This window comes from Tsukamurella serpentis (assembly GCF_054780975.1).
Genome location: NZ_BAAGVH010000007.1, coordinates 1 through 14,965 on the forward strand (window position 1 = coordinate 1; position 14,965 = coordinate 14,965).

The 14,965-nt window shown below is 66.9% G+C and carries 14 protein-coding genes; 4 read left to right on the forward strand and 10 right to left on the reverse strand.

Translation table 11 applies throughout. The features are described 5' to 3' along the window. Window positions 1-176 precede the first annotated feature (176 nt). From ACYVHG_RS13970 to ACYVHG_RS14000, 7 genes are all read right to left on the reverse strand, one after another. Window positions 177-1,931 carry a ThiF family adenylyltransferase gene (locus ACYVHG_RS13970; RefSeq protein ID WP_461168080.1) on the reverse strand — a complete coding sequence of 585 codons (1,755 nt, stop codon included), beginning with the start codon at window positions 1,929-1,931 and terminating at the stop codon, window positions 177-179. Further along, window positions 1,928-2,923 (reverse strand): SMODS domain-containing nucleotidyltransferase, encoded by a 996-nt coding sequence (locus ACYVHG_RS13975; protein WP_461168081.1) that lies wholly within the window; start codon window positions 2,921-2,923, stop codon window positions 1,928-1,930. Before ACYVHG_RS13975 ends, ACYVHG_RS13970 begins: the two co-directional genes overlap by 4 nt. Beyond that, a complete protein-coding gene (locus tag ACYVHG_RS13980; RefSeq protein ID WP_461168082.1) occupies window positions 2,923-4,029 on the reverse strand; it encodes a CBASS cGAMP-activated phospholipase in 1,107 nt (368 codons plus the stop codon). Before ACYVHG_RS13980 ends, ACYVHG_RS13975 begins: the two co-directional genes overlap by 1 nt. Before the next feature lie 163 nt (window positions 4,030-4,192). Further along, window positions 4,193-4,645: a hypothetical protein gene (locus ACYVHG_RS13985; RefSeq protein ID WP_461168083.1), complete on the reverse strand. Its 453-nt coding sequence runs from the start codon at window positions 4,643-4,645 to the stop codon at window positions 4,193-4,195. 412 nt (window positions 4,646-5,057) lie between these two features. Further along, window positions 5,058-5,501 carry an arsenate-mycothiol transferase ArsC gene (locus ACYVHG_RS13990; RefSeq protein WP_461168084.1) on the reverse strand — a complete coding sequence of 148 codons (444 nt, stop codon included), beginning with the start codon at window positions 5,499-5,501 and terminating at the stop codon, window positions 5,058-5,060. After that, window positions 5,501-6,619, reverse strand: coding sequence for an ACR3 family arsenite efflux transporter (gene arsB / locus ACYVHG_RS13995; RefSeq protein ID WP_461168085.1), 1,119 nt, complete (start codon window positions 6,617-6,619; stop codon window positions 5,501-5,503). Before arsB ends, ACYVHG_RS13990 begins: the two co-directional genes overlap by 1 nt. Next, a complete protein-coding gene (locus ACYVHG_RS14000) occupies window positions 6,616-6,999 on the reverse strand; it encodes an ArsR/SmtB family transcription factor (RefSeq protein ID WP_461168086.1) in 384 nt (127 codons plus the stop codon). Before ACYVHG_RS14000 ends, arsB begins: the two co-directional genes overlap by 4 nt. 219 nt (window positions 7,000-7,218) lie before the next feature. On the opposite strand from ACYVHG_RS14000, the gene ACYVHG_RS14005 reads away from it, so the two are divergent. Then, complete coding sequence (locus tag ACYVHG_RS14005; protein ID WP_461168087.1) at window positions 7,219-8,640, forward strand: glycosyltransferase family 2 protein; 1,422 nt, start codon at window positions 7,219-7,221, stop codon at window positions 8,638-8,640. 12 nt (window positions 8,641-8,652) lie between these two features. Here ACYVHG_RS14005 and ACYVHG_RS14010 read toward each other — a convergent pair whose 3' ends face one another. Next, window positions 8,653-9,288, reverse strand: a complete 636-nt coding sequence (locus tag ACYVHG_RS14010) for a response regulator (protein WP_461168088.1) — start codon at window positions 9,286-9,288, stop codon at window positions 8,653-8,655. Further along, the gene (locus ACYVHG_RS14015; protein ID WP_461168089.1) at window positions 9,285-10,484 is read right to left on the reverse strand and encodes a sensor histidine kinase; all 1,200 of its coding nucleotides are present in this window, start codon (window positions 10,482-10,484) and stop codon (window positions 9,285-9,287) included. Before ACYVHG_RS14015 ends, ACYVHG_RS14010 begins: the two co-directional genes overlap by 4 nt. Before the next feature lie 221 nt (window positions 10,485-10,705). On the opposite strand from ACYVHG_RS14015, the gene ACYVHG_RS14020 reads away from it, so the two are divergent. The 3 genes from ACYVHG_RS14020 to ACYVHG_RS14030 are packed head-to-tail and all read left to right on the forward strand — an operon-like array spanning window position 10,706 to window position 13,332. Next, window positions 10,706-11,740, forward strand: coding sequence for an ABC transporter permease (locus ACYVHG_RS14020; protein ID WP_461168090.1), 1,035 nt, complete (start codon window positions 10,706-10,708; stop codon window positions 11,738-11,740). Then, on the forward strand, window positions 11,737-12,402 hold the full coding sequence (locus tag ACYVHG_RS14025) for an ABC transporter ATP-binding protein (protein ID WP_461168091.1): 666 nt from the start codon (window positions 11,737-11,739) through the stop codon (window positions 12,400-12,402). Before ACYVHG_RS14020 ends, ACYVHG_RS14025 begins: the two co-directional genes overlap by 4 nt. 60 nt (window positions 12,403-12,462) lie before the next feature. Then, the gene (locus ACYVHG_RS14030; RefSeq protein ID WP_461168092.1) at window positions 12,463-13,332 is read left to right on the forward strand and encodes an oxygenase MpaB family protein; all 870 of its coding nucleotides are present in this window, start codon (window positions 12,463-12,465) and stop codon (window positions 13,330-13,332) included. On the opposite strand, the gene ACYVHG_RS14035 is transcribed toward ACYVHG_RS14030, so the two are convergent. Continuing rightward, window positions 13,322-14,935, reverse strand: a complete 1,614-nt coding sequence (locus tag ACYVHG_RS14035; protein WP_461168093.1) for a 5-oxoprolinase subunit B/C family protein — start codon at window positions 14,933-14,935, stop codon at window positions 13,322-13,324. The two genes, ACYVHG_RS14030 and ACYVHG_RS14035, sit on opposite strands and share 11 nt — an antisense overlap. Between the last annotated feature and the right edge of the window lie 30 nt (window positions 14,936-14,965).

The following is a 14,965-nucleotide window of genomic DNA, read 5'->3' on the forward strand; positions in this document are numbered from 1 at the left end:
AGGCCGCCTCATCGGTAGCCTGAAGCCGTCACGTCAACTGTCCGGGAAACCGGGTCAAGCTCCGCTCGATCGACCGTTGGCTCTGCGGCTCACGCACATCCACCCTCGTCCTTTGAAAAGGCCCCACGCCCGAGGCTGCGCGCCAGAGCTAGGACGATCGAACACTGCCGCCTAAGTCACGTGTGACTGTCGGTCACCACAGGAAGGAAGCGATGCCGTGGACCAGCAGGCACGAACGGAAGGGCGATGAGATGCGTTCCCGAGATGGGGCGTTCCGCATGCTGGAGATGCAGTCCGATCATGTTGACGAGCATCGCGGCGATCGCCGCAAGGTCTGCGGCTGAACCGTGGAACGTAGGTACGGAGCATCCTCTGGTGGGGACCAGTTCGTCGCCTTCGCCTGCGTCCTCCCAGAACGCGTGATACAGCTCCAGTCCGCCATCGGCCAATACTGAGCGTCCTGCCTGGTTGTCTAGCTCGGACGGTACGCAGGGGGCACCTGGCGCCCAGATGTTCGCGATGCCGAGCGTTCCCGTTCTAGCGTCGGTGGCGACCTGGGCAATGAGTCCTTTGCGGGCTTCGCGGGCGAGTGCGTCTAGATGTGTGGTGACGCTGTGGCTGACGGTGGCGTCGATGATGAGGTCTGAGGAGAGTGAGATGGAGGGATCGGGGACGATTCCGTCTGCTACGACGACAGTCAGGTCGTCGCGGATGGCGCGGAGGCGTGTGGCGAGGGCGTCGGCCTTTGACTGGCCGATGTCGGCTTCGGTGAAGTTCTGTCGGACGAGGAGTCCACCGGTGATGGTGCCGGGATCGCAGATGGTAATGGTGTTGGCTCCGGCGCGTGCGATGAACTCGGCCAGCCATGATCCCAGTCCGCCGCAGCCCCAGATGTGGACGGTCTTTCCTTGGAAGCTGTTGACGGGCCGGTTGTCGTCGCGCCGGGTAGTGACTTCTTGCCGTTCGTCGGACACATTGCACCATTCGATGGGGATGTCGGCGTTGATCTTCGCGGGATCGAGGTTGACCGCGGTGCCGTGCTTCTTGGCTAGGAGCCGGAGGACATCTGCGGTAGTTGCGGGGAGACGTCCGCCGAGAAGATGATGTGCTCCCCCCGCAGGATGGGGCACGGCAAGTACAAAGTACTGCTCAGTGCCGCCGGCGTTTCGCTGAGCGCTGGCGAGAAGCGAGGTAAGGAACGCAGCCGACTGTGATGCGACCTGTAGTGATCGTCCTTCGCGGCGAACCATGTGAGGGTCGTCCAGGAGCCTCAGGAACAGTGCGAAGGTGGACGCGGCGCCGAAAGGAAGGTCGCTCTCGAGCACGATGACGGGTGTGCGAAGTCCGTCGTCTCCTGCCGAGTAGCTGAGGTCGTAACGGTGCAGTGAGCGAGCGACGAGTCGGGCGATCTGGTGCTGCTTTGGCGGCCCTGATTCGCGGACGACGATGGTGGGCGTGCCGTCGGCACGGTGAAGGACGCCACCCACAGCGTGGTACATCGCCGTGGACGGATCGAATGCTCCGCCGGCGGCATCAGTGAGCCAGTCCCACAGTCGACTGAGGAACCCCGTCATTCCGGCGGCCGGGCGCCATTCACGGGACGGGTCGAGGTAGGTGCAGAGACGCTGCCCTTGGAGGACGTGCGGGAACCCGAGGAAGCGGGTGTGGTCGACTTCGGCGCTGGGGGGAAAGAACGGCGAGGGGCGAATCTTGACGATGAATTCCTCGTCATCGCCAAGTTCTAGCCCTCCGGGGGAGTGGCGAATATCCTTGGTGTGCAGTCGAATTCGTAGTGTAACGTCACCGTCAGGGTCGAGCCGAGGCCGCTCGACTATCCGCACGTCGTTCGGGCGCGCCCTGGCGAGTGACTTCAGCTCGTCTACGAGATGCGTCTGCCAGGCCGAGAGCGTAGCCCGATTACGACGACTCATCCCGCACGGCCAGACCGCCCCACGCTGGAGGTGGTCGCAGAAACTGCTGCCGGGAATTTCGCCCGACTGGATGCGATCTCCGGCGCCTTGAAAACGTCACCGAAGATGCCCTGCCACAGAGCAATACTGCGCTCCTTGTTCTCCTCCTCGTACGCATTTTCGATTTCGGCGGCGTGGACATGGATGCGGTCTCGGAAGTAGCTGTAGGTCGACTGTTCCCATCGATGGTCGAAGGTAACCCCGGAACCGGACGGGTCTGGAACGGAGGGCTTGATCGGGCGCGCCTGAAGCCAGGCGTCGAGGTCCTGCACGATGTGCAGGAGGGCGGTCGGGACGTCGCTGTAGTAGCCGGGGTCGAGCAACGTCCGCAGCTCGGTGACCTGCTCGCCGAGCAGTGTCGTCAGGAGGATCGACCGTGTCCCGGTGAAGGAGTTCTTGTGGTCACGCAGGTACTTCATCAGCCGGATGACCTTGCGGAGGTTGCCGTTCGCAAGCGCATCCTTGTCTTTCATCCAGTCCGTGAAGCCCTGAGGGTCGGTCCGCTCCCAGACGTTGTCGTCGCGGTTGACGATGACTTCGCGACCATCGGCGAGGTTGAGGTGCGGCACGATGTCGAGGTGCATGGAGTTCGCGTACACGAGTCGAACGCAGCGGCACTTGCGGGAGTGGGGCATGCTTCCATAGGTGCCGTGGCGGTGCAGCGCCGCGTAGACCTCCTCTATGTACTTCTTCGGGTTGTCGGACCAGTCCGCGTTCTCCCTCATGTCGAGCATGAAGTCCGCGTCGAACTCGTTGCCGCCGACAGGATTGATGATGGTCTTATGTGCCCAGGATCCCTGGGGGGTCTTGCCGATGATGAGCGGGCCAATCTGCTCATCTGCCTTCAACACCCCGTAGACGGCATCTACGCGAGAGTCGAGCAAGTCCAGCTTTACTTGGCCGAGGTTGACGGTGTCCTTGAGTAGGGCATTGAAGTAGTCAGTGAGTTTCATTAGGGGACCTCCGTGATCGAAATGCCTGTCGGGTCGCCGCTGCGTCGACCTCCGAACAACGATGTGTACTCGGCCGCGCGATGACCCTCGAACCGCGCGGTGTACACGGGGCCAAGTTCACGGCTAGCCGACGCGGCGAGTCCGGCGACATCGCTCGGGTCCGCAGAATCGAGCGAGTACAGATCGCCAGGAACTCTGGCATCGAATCTGGTGTACGCCGCCTTGCCGATCAGGTGTTCGGCGATGCCCTGTCCGCCACGGCTTCCGGCGTCGAGGATGAGCGGCGCGATCGGCCTCGCCCAGTTCAGCAGCCCGCCGCGGTCGAGGCGCTTCGGGTGGTTCGTGACCTGGTCGATTGTGCCCACATTGAGCACCCTGATCGCGCTCAAAGGTGCTCCGAACATGCTCACGGCCTCGGCTATGGCGACAACGGAAGGGTTGTTCGCCCACACGCCACCGTCGATTAGGCGGTGCCCATCGACCTGCGCGGCCGGGAAATAGACCGGTGCCGCTGAGGTCGCCATCCCAACGTCCACCATTGGGACGCGCCAATCCCTAGTGAGCCGCGCGTGGTGCGGCGTCTTAAAGACATGCACGGCACCCCTTTGCACGTCCCAAGCAGGGACTATTAGGGGCTTGGTACTGTCGCCGAGCAGCTTGTCTCCGAGCACCTCCGTCAGCGCGGCTCGAAGCGCGTCCGCGTCGTAGACGGGCGCAGCGAGTTGGCGAGGCCGCCGCCATACTCGCCGCCGGGCTGCTGGGAAGACTGTCTTGACCAACTCTTCGTAATGTCCGACAATCTCACTCGGAGTGACGCCAGCACCGAGCGCGAGCGCCACAATCCCGCCCGCGGATGTCCCGGCGATCAAGTCGAACGAGTCTCTGATGCTTATTTCGAGATCCTGTTCCAACCGTGCGAGAACGTGAGCGGTGAACAGTGCTTTTGCCCCGCCACCATCGAGGGCAAGTATCTGGAAGCGGTCGATGGACGGGTTGCTTGACGCGGTTCTCGTCGCTGAGTCCAGTTGTTCTTTGGGCACATGTACCTGTCCGAGCGACGGCATCTCGGCTCCGAGATCGGCGGCATTTCGAGGAACCACATCCATGTAACTATTCTACGGCCCTGCACTGACAAGTCTTCGCTTGTTTCGTTCGCGCGACACTGCGGGTTGATGCCCGACGTGCCCCGGGCATGTACGTGGAGGTGCCGAACGGCAGCAGATCTCTGGTCCGAACACCCACCGAAAACACCCCCAAGTACCATGGCGCTCAGCGGGCCAGCAGCAGACGCTGATCGCGGACGTCGCTACGCCAGCGCTGTAGCGGATCGCGCATTCCCTCAGGTTGATAGCGGGCGCTGACCAAATGTGCGAAGGTTGGGCGCAGCTGGTCCCAGGACCGTGCGGAGAGAGCTTGTTCCGTCCAGGTCGGGTCGACGAACAACGCCGTGAGTTCCACCGTCGAGGGGTACCGATGCGCGCTGGCGCGGGTCGCCCACTTTTCGCGAGGTGACGCGACGCCGGTAGCCGGGCAGGCGTCGAGGTCCTCAGAGGTAGGAAGAATGAGGTTGTTCATTTCGGCCCAGTCGGTGATGATGTGGGAGGCGGCGATGAACGCGGTCTCCGTAGCTTGGCGACCGAATCGCCCTTCCAGGCGGCGGTGACGATAGTGAGCCGCGCGGATGTCGGGTCGTCGGCCAACTAGTAATGGATAGCCACTCACCGGTGAAGTTCCGCTGCCCCTTGTATGACCGAGGGCGTCGAAAACGCTGCAAACCGCACGCGCCCGAATCCGCCAAACTTGTCAATGAAGTGCAGACAGAAGAACCGCCGCCAGTCTGCAAATACGTCACTGTGACAGAATCGTGGGTTGCGCCAGGCGCGCACCCAACTGGAGAAGTCCGGGCCGGCAGCGCCTGCATGTACCGAACATAGATCAGACGGCGCTCGCAGCCGCGCGGGCACGCCGGTGGCTACGTCACCAATCTGAGAATCGCCCACCGGATACGTCAACAAGTCGAGAGAGACCGGACGGCTGCGTCAACTCACCTGAGGATGCGTCACAAAGATTGAGAATAGACAGAACACCCAGTTGGCGATGATCCCGGGCGCACCCAGTGTGCGCTACCGATAATCTACATTATGTCATTACGTGGAGCGGTGGTGAACTCCTGCATGAGCTCCTCCACGCGGGCATCGATGTCGTCGCGCACCAGGCGCATCCGCTCGATTCCGTCGATGCCGCGCTCGGAGGGTTCGTCGGTGTCCCAGTTGACCAGGCGAACCCCGGCCGGCGGTTCCACGACGGCCTCCCGCCCCAGAGTCACCACCAGGTCCACGCCGGCGAGTACATCGGGATCGATCGGCTTGGGCACCTCAGCAGTGATGTCGATACCGATCTCGGCCAGCGAATCGGCCGACAGGCCGTTGACCGCCGCCCCCGGCTTGGTGCCGGCCGAATACACCGTGACCGCATCGCCGGCGGCACGACGCATCAAGGCGGCCGCCATCTGGGACTTTCCGCCGTTCTTCACGCACACGAAAAGCACGCTCGGCGTGCCTGTTCGGTTGTCGGGCATCAGTTCACACTCCTGGACGGGTCAGTGGGAGTCGCGGTACTGGACGGCGGCGTGAGCGGGAAGCGTCGCCGCAGGGCCAGCGAGACGTACACCAGGGCGACGAGCACCGGAACCTCGATCAACGGCCCCACGACACCGGCGAGAGCCTGCCCGGAGGTGGCTCCGTAGGTCGCGATCGCGACGGCGATCGCCAGCTCGAAGTTGTTCCCCGCCGCAGTGAACGCCAGCGTCGTGGTGCGTTCGTAGCCGAGCCCCATCATCGCGCCGAGCAGGTAGCCCCCACCCCACATCACGGCGAAGTACACCAGCAGCGGCAGCGCGATCCGGGCGACGTCCCACGGCCGCGAGGCGATCTGCTCGCCCTGCAGAGCGAACAGCACGACGATCGTGAACAACAGGCCGTACAACGCCCACGGCCCGACCTTGGGCAGGAAACGCGCCTCGTACCAGCCCCTCCCCTTGGTCCGCTCCCCGATCCTTCGGGAGAGATAACCGGCGAGCAGTGGGATGCCGAGGAAGATCAGCACCGATTTGGCGATCTGCCACGGTGACGTGCTGATCGTGGTCTGTTCGAACCCGAGCCAGCCCGGCAGGATCGACAGGTAGAACCAGCCCAAGACGGCGAACATGACCACCTGGAACACCGAGTTCAGCGCGACCAGCACTGCGGCGGCCTCGCGGTCGCCGCAGGCCAGGTCGTTCCAGATGATCACCATCGCGATGCAGCGCGCCAGGCCCACGATGATCAGGCCGGTGCGGTACTCGGGAAGGTCCGGCAGGAACACCCAGGCCAACGCGAACATCAGCGCCGGACCGAGCACCCAGTTCAGCACGAGCGAACCGAGCAGCAGCTTTCGGTCACCGGTGACGGTGGCGAGCCGGTCGTAGCGCACCTTCGCCAGCACCGGGTACATCATGATCAGCAGACCCACCGCGATCGGCAGGGAGACACCGTCGACCTGGATCTGCTCGAGAACGCCACCCAGCCCCGGAATCGTCTGGCCCAGCAGCAGACCGACCGCCATCGCGAATCCGATCCACAGCGGTAGGAACCGGTCCAGGGTGGACAACTTGCCGACGATCGGCGCGGGCGCGTCGGTCGCCGCCGAGCTGCTCACGAACGCACCTCCCCCGAGACGGCACCGGCGGCGGGTTCGCCGGACTCCAGGATCCCGGCGAGCGAGGACAAGACACCGGGGACGACGCGGTAGTACACCCACGATGCACGGCGCTCGGATTCGAGCAGACCGGCGTCCTTGAGCACCTTGAGGTGGTGCGAGATCGTCGGCTGGGTGACTTCGACCGACGGGGAGATGTCGCACACGCACGCCTCACCACCCTCACGACTGGCCACCAGACTGAACAGCCGTAGCCGGACAGGATCGGCGAGCGCCTTGAACAGCGCCGCGAGGTCGGAGCACTGCCCCTGCGACAACGGCTCTCGGACCAACGGCGAACACTGCTCCGTCACCACGGTGAACAAGCCTGATTTCGACATGCATCGATATTGTCATCTGTCGATCCCGCGCGCAACCGTGCCGTCGGCGCGCGCAACCCCGTCGGCGGCGGCAGCACGCAGCCCCACCTCGGCCCCGCCTGTGTCGACGATTACACCCACCCAAGTCGCGTGCAGTGTGCAATCACCTTATGCTATTGCAATACCAAATCTGGAGGTGTCTGTACTGCAGATCCTCTGCATCGACGAGGAAGCCCCCTCATGCCGCAACCAGCAACAACAGTTCAATGCGTCGCCCTGGTACCGGCGCACAACGAAGAGCACAAGATCAGCACAGCCCTCGACGCGATGATCGCCCAGAGCGTTGAGTTCACCCGGATCATCGTGGGCGCGGACCGCTGCACCGACCGCACCGAGGCGATCGCCCTCGGCCACGGCGTAGAGGTCTTCCGGGTCAGCGACAACACCGATCGCAAGGCCGGCGCCCTGAACCAGGCCCTGGCGTCACTGCTCCCCGGCCTCGACCCCGATGACCTGGTCACCGTGGTCGACGCGGACACCCGCCTGCACCCGAAGTTCCTCGAACACGCCCTGCACCGAATGTCCAACCCCACGTCGAACGGGCTGCGCGTCGGCGCCGTGGGCGCGGTCTTCCTGGGCATCGACGAGCCCCGTTCCCTGATCGAACAGTTCCAGCACAACGAATACTGGCGGCACGCGCAGGACATCTCCCGCCGGCACGCCCGCGCCGACGTGATCACCGGGACCGGCGGAGTCTTCCGCGTCGAAGCGCTGCGTGCGGTCGCCGCCCGACGTCCCGACGGTGTCTCGACCTACCTGAGCACGTCACTGACTGAGGACAACGAGCTGACCCTGGCGATCAAGGACCGTGGATACGCGTGCGCCTCGCCACGGGAGTGCACTCTGGAGACCGAGGTGATGCCCTCCTGGCACGATCTGCACCTGCAGCGCCTCCGATGGCAGCGAGGCGCACTGCAGGACCTGCACCGCTACTTCCCGAACCGGGTGATCCTTCCCTACCTCGCGAAGCAGATCGCGATCAATGTGGCCGTCGCGTTCGTCCCGTTCTTCCTCCTGATCCTGCTCGGCGCGACCCTGACCACCGGAGCCTTCCCGTGGTCCTGGGTATGGTTCTGGCTGGGCCTGCTCGCTGTCGCCGAACGCATCTGGACGGTCCGCCGGGGTGGACCGAAAGCCGTGCTCCTGGCGTGCACGGTGATTCCAGAACTGATCTACGATCTGTACCTCAAGCTCACATTCGCCCGCGCCCTGGCCGAGTTCATCGCACGCTCCCCCACCCGGTGGGACCGCGTCGAGAACTCGGATCGCCGCCGGATCCGGACCACCGTCGCGAGCAGCGCCGCGACCGCAGCCCTGTGCATCCTGGTTCTGCTCGCAGCCGTGGGCGCGGTGGCCGGATCCGTGCAGTGGCACGTGTGCGCGATCCTGGTAGTGCTGGGCTTGGTCGCAGCCGTGGTCAAGCTCCTGAACATCGACCTGTTCCTGTGGCGTTACGGTGATTTCGAGCTCGACGAGGACTGCCGGGATGCCGCTGCGGCCACCGCACCGGACGACTGCGCTCTGTTGCTCTCACCGCAACCGGGACGCCACGCAAAGCCGCACCTGTACGAGGCGCTCGAATCCCGGCCGGTCAACGCCTGACCAGATCGGACGTCAACGACGAATGATCCCCTGATCGATCGCGCTGGCGACCGCCGCGGTCCGGGATTCGACACCGAGCTTCGCGTAGATCCGGACCAGGTGCGACTTCACCGTGCCCTCGGTCAGGTGCAACCGCTGTGCCACAGCGAGGTTGGAGAGCCCGTCGGCCACCAGTGTGAGCACCTCCGACTCGCGGCGGGTGAGCGCGGTACCCGGTACCCGAAGCCGGCTCACCAACCGATCGGCGACCGCCGGAGCCAGGGTGGTGCGGCCGGCCGCAGCAGTGCGGATCGCGGCCACCAAGTCCTCGGGCGGAGCGTCTTTCAGGAGGTAGCCGGTGGCGCCGGCTTCGATCGCGGGTAGCGTATCGGCGTCGGAATCGTAGGTGGTCACGATCAGCACCCGGGGAGCGCTCGGCCGCCCGGTGATCAGTGCAGTCGCCTCGGCGCCGCCCATCCCCGGCCCGAACTGCAGATCCATCAGGATCACATCGAGATCGCCGTCCGCGGCGCGTTCGACGGCCGCTTCCGCGGTCGCCGCCTCGGCGCGGACCTCGATGTCCGGTTCGGTCTGCAGGACCGCACGCAGCCCGGCCCGGACGATCGGGTGATCGTCGGCGATCAGCAGGCGGATCGGGGTGTCGGTCATGCGGTCCCCTCGGTCAGCGGCAGGCGCAGGGTCACGGCGGTACCGTCACCCGGAGCGGTCTCGACGGTGAGTTCTCCGCCGAGATCGTGGGCGCGGGCGTACATCGCGGGTATACCGAACCCCCCGGTTCCTGGGCCCGGTCCGGGCACCGCCGCAGCGTCGAATCCGATGCCGTCGTCGGTCACCGACAACGCGACGTCGTCGGCGCCGTAGCGAAGAACCACTGCCACGTTCTCGGCGTACGCGTACTGAACGGTGTTCGACAGCGCCGACTGGGCGACCCGCAACAGCGCCACCTCCTGCGCCGTGGCCAGGCCGATCGGTTCGCCTCGGAGACTGAACCGCGCGGTCAGGCGGTGCCGCACGCCGGTGGTGCGGCACAACCGTTCGAGCGCACCGGCCAACGTCGTACCGTCGAGCGCCGGCGGAGCGAGGGCGGCCACGAACCGTCGGGCCTCGTCGAGGTTGTCACCGGCCGCCTGGCGGGCCGCCGCGATGTGGTCCGTCGCGGTCTCCGGAGCACCGGGAAGGGCTCGTTCTGCGGCGTGCAGGAGCAACTGGATGCTGGACAGGCCCTGCGCCAGCGTATCGTGGATCTCCCGTGCCAGGCGGTCGCGTTCGGCAAGCACCCCGGCGGTGTGCTGCGCCGCAGCGAGATCCGCCCGGGTGGTGGTGAGCTCGTCGATCAGCCTGCGCCGCTGTTCACTCTCCCGATAGAGCTCCTGATACCCCCACACCACCGCCACGGCGACCGCCGCTCCCAGCGCCGGCCCGATCGCCATGGCGGGACCGAACGACTGCTGGTGGGCTGCGAAACCGGCGATCGCGGCGATCATCGTCAGCCCCACGGCCACCACACCGGTGCGGCGCGAGAGCAGGTGCAGTTGCAGCAATTGGAGGCCGAAGGCCAGCCACACCGCGTCGGGCGTCAGCGCCAGCAGCAGCAGCCACGCAGCGGCGAGCGCCCCGAGCCACGTCGCCGTAGCACGCCGGGACCCACGCTCCCCCGCGGACGCTCCCCCGACCGCGTACACGAAGCCGAACACCACCGCGGCGGCCACGATCCACCCCGCCGCCGCTCGCGCATCGACCACTGCCCGGGTCGCCGCGAGCGCCAGCAGTGCGGCCACCAGCAGATGCACGCACCACCGCAGAACCCGCGGAGCCGGGGTGGACACGGCCGAGTGCTCGTTCACAGTGCCTCCACGATACGGCCGCAGCGGGCGGGTTCCCTGCATCGAAAGTTGGAAACCGGCGCACCCCGTTCGGCGCGCCAAGTCATTCCCTGCGCACGACGCGCACGCGCTGAGCCGCGACGCACAGTGGACCGGTACTGATGGAACGCCGGGAAGGACAGGCACACACCGTGTTCGTGGCATTGCGGGATCTCAGATTCGCGAAGGGACGATTCGCCCTGATGGGTTCGGTCGTCGTCCTGATCACCCTGCTGGTGGGGTTGCTGTCCGGTCTGACCGGTGGACTGAGTCAGCAGAACATCTCGGCGATCGAGGGCCTGCCCGCCGATCAGCTGGCCTTCCAGGCACCGTCCGGCGGACAGGACCTCTCCTTCTCCAACTCCACCGTCACCGAGACGCAGTGGAAGGCGTGGTCGCAGGCCCGCGGCGTCACGAACGCACAGCCCTTGGGGATCACCACCACCAAGGCCGAGGCCGGCGACCGCAGCGCGGGTATCTCCGCCTTCGGAGTCGAGCCCGGTAGTGCACTGGCACCGCGCAGCGACACCATCTCCGACTCGGCGGTGGTGCTCTCCACCCAGGCCGCCGAGGATCTCGACGTGACGCCGGGCCGGCGAGTCACCATCGCCGGTCAGGATTTCGACGTCGCAGCCGTCTCGGGGGACGCCTCGTTCAGTCACACCCCGGTGATCTGGACGTCCCTGAGCGCATGGCGGTCGATCGCGCCACCGTCGGGCGACGGTGGCCCCACGGCCACGGTGATCGCCCTGAACGTCAGCTCCGACGCCGATCTCGCCGCGACGAACCGGTCGGCCGGCACCACGACCGCCACCCCGAAGCAGTCGCTCTCGGCGATCGGCTCGTACACCTCTGAGAACGGGTCCCTGCAGCTCATGCGTGGCTTCCTGTTCGCGATCTCCGCGCTCGTGATCGGAGCCTTCTTCACCGTGTGGACCATCCAGCGCAGCGACGACATCGCCATTCTGAAGGCGCTCGGCGCATCGACGGCGAGCCTGCTCATCGACGCCCTGGGGCAGGCGCTGGTGCTGTTGATCGGCGGCACCCTGCTCGGGACCGCACTGGCCACCGCAGCGGGCGCGCTGGTCAGCGGGACGTCGGTGCCGTTCCTGCTGACACCGTCGACCCTGATCCTGCCCGCCGCGGTGATGATCGCGCTCGGCGCGCTCGGCGCGGCGCTGTCGATCCGCCGCATCACCTCCGTCGACCCTCTGACCGCACTCGGGAGCGCACGATGACCCTCACTCTGACCGATGTCACCCTCACCTACCCGGACGGTGACGGCCGCCTGACCGCCCTCGACAACGTCCGTCTGGAAGCTCCCGCGGGCACGCTGACCGCCGTCGTCGGACCGTCGGGCTCCGGCAAGTCGAGCCTGCTCGCGGTCGCGGCCACCCTGATACGGCCCGATCACGGCACCGTCAGCATCGACGGCATCGCCACCGCCGGCATGACCCGCGGGGAGCTCGCGGAGCTGCGGCGCGGCCACATCGGCATCGTCTTCCAGCAGGCGAACCTGCTGGCCTCGCTCACCGCTGTGGAGCAGCTGGAGGTGATGGCGCAGATCCGGGGTCACAAGCCGCGCAACGCCCGCAGCCGGGCGATGGAACTGCTCGACACCGTCGGGCTGGGCGCGCTGGCTCAGCGCCGCCCGCACCAGCTCTCCGGCGGTCAGCGACAGCGGGTGAACATCGCGCGCGCACTGATGAACGAGCCGACGGTGCTGCTGGTGGACGAGCCCACCAGTTCGCTCGACCATGAACGCGGTGCGGCGATCATCGACCTGATCACCCGTCTGACGCACCAGCAGGCGACGGCGACGGTGCTGGTCACGCACGACCGGTCGCAAACGACCGCGGCGGACCGGGTGGTGGAGGTCCGCGACGGCGCACTGGTGTGACCCGTTGCACATCTCCATCTACCCGCCCTACAGTGAACACTGACTCACTTAGGAGGACCGATGGCGAAGGCACCGAGGAACACGAACCTCGACCCGGAGGTGGACTACCTGCGGATCTACCGCGATCTGACCACACTGGACTTCCCGTGGGACTTCAACCAGGCACTGAGCTTCGCGCTGTTCCGCACCTACGCGGTGCCCAGCATCGGCGGCCTGCTGCACCGCACCGGGGAGTTCGAGCAGCGGCCCCAGAAGCGATACGACGACACCGCACTCCTGTTGGAGGTCCCCCTGCTCAACGGGCTCGATCACCCGGAGGGGCGGGCCGCGGTCCGGCGGATCAACCAGATGCACCGCTCCTACGACATCTCCAACGACGACATGCTGTACGTGCTGTCAACCTTCGTCGTGGTGCCGAAGCGGTGGATCGACTGCTACGGCTGGCGGAAGCTGACGGCGCCGGAACTGCGCGCATCGGTGCTGTACTACCGAGAACTGGGCAAGCACATGGGCATCCGCGCGATCCCGCAGGACTACCTGGGTTTCGCGACCCTGATGGACGACTACGAGAGCCGGTACTTCGCCTACGACCAGGGCGGCCGGATGGTGGCCGATGCCACCAGGGAACTGCTGGCGTCCTTCTACCCCCCGCCGCTGGCACCGCTGCTCGACCTGTTCAGCCGTGCGGTGATGGACGAGCCGCTGCTGCGCGCCTTCCACTACCGCCGTCCGAGCCCGGTCGTGCGGTTCCTCGCCGTGTCCGCGCTGAAACTGCGGGCCGCGGTGGTCGCGAAGATGCCAGCGCGGCGCGAACCCCAGCACGTCTACGACATGCCGCGGATCAAGACCTACCCGCGCGGCTTCACGGTGGAACAGATGGGCACCTTCCCCACCGGTTGCCCGGTCGGGCAGGGGTCGGTCACGCGCTGACCGCTCCGCCCTCGCTCACCTCCCGCAACCGCACGACCGTCCCTATCGGGACCTGCGCGAGTAGATCGAGATGGTGCTCGGCGATCACCCCGATCAGCGGATAACCACCGGTCGTCGGGTGGTCGACACCGAAGACGATCGGCTGCCCGGACGGCGGCAATTGCACCGCGCCCGGGATCAGTGCACGGCTGAGCACCTCACCCGGGTAGCCGGCGAGCGGGGGTCCGGTCAGCCGCACCCCCACCCGGTCGCTGTCGGGTGAGACCGTCCACGCGGTCTCGAGCAGCCGCCGCCAACTGTCGTCCGGGAGGAGGCCGAGGTCGGGTCCTCGGACAACATCGACGGTGCACTCGGACCCATCGGGTAGCGGCGGTGCAGGCTCAGGGGCGCCGACCGCGCCGCGCGGCGCCGGCCCGACCGGCAGTACGTCCCCGGTCTGCAACGCGGGCGGACCGAGGCGGGCGAGCGTATCGCTGCTACGGCTTCCGAGTACGACGGGGCCGTCGATGCCACCGCGGACCGCGACCACCGTCCGCAGACCCGCGGTGGGACTCCCGACGATCAGATGGTCACCGTCGAGCAGTGCGAACGGCGTATCGGGCTCGATCTCGCGCCACCGGCCGTCGGGACTCTCGAGAACGAGAGGTGCCCGTGCACCGGTGACCGCCAGTACCTGATCTCCGCGCGCGATGAGTTCGATTCCGCCGGCGAGACTCTCGATTCCCGCCGCGCCCGTGGGATTGCCCACCAGCCGGTTCGCCCTCAGCAGTGCGGACCGGTCCGCCGCACCCGAACGGGTGACGCCCTGCGCCGCCAGGCCGGGCCGGCCCGAGTCCTCGATCAGCGACCGCAGTCCCGGATCGGCGATCTGCAGGCCCAGCTCCGCCCGGACCGCCGGTGACTGCGGCGGCGCGGCCGTCAGGGGACGCGATGCGGGTGCCGGCGCCGGTTCGCCCGCGACGGTGATGCGTTCGCGCACCGCAGTGAAACGCACCCGGCTGCCGGGGCCGAGCAGTGCAGGCGGGTCACGGTCGAGGTCCCACAGTTCGGTGTCGGTACGGCCGATCAGCTGCCAGCCACCGGGCGAGGTCCGCGGGTAGACGGCGCTGAACTCCCCCGCCAGTGCGACTGATCCGGGTGGTACCCGCACCCGCGGAGTCGCACGGCGCGGAACCGGTGGGCCGGGACGATCCGGGCGCAGGTACGCGAAACCGGGAGCGAATCCGACGAAGCCGACGTACCAGTGCTGCTCGGTGTGCATCCGCACCACGCCGGCCGGATCGGTGCCCAGGTGCTGCGCGACCGCCGCCAGATCCTCACCGTCGTAGACCACCTCGATCGGTACCAGGGGGCCGTCGGCGCCGGCTGGAGGCGGCGGCGTGAGATCGCGCAGCGCCAGCGCCGCGTCGGAGGCCGAACCGGGCAGGTCGAAGCGGACGGTCACCGAATCACCGCCGGCGATCAGCTCGCGCTGGCCCGGTAGGGGTTCGTGCGCCAGGAGCGCCCGTAGCGCCTCCACTCGTCCGGGGTCGACGGTGACCCGGACCGCGCGAGCGCCGACCATCGCCACACCTGTACCGGGACGAGCCTGGAACACCTCCACCTCCCGTCCGTCGCAGCTGCGGCTTCGATG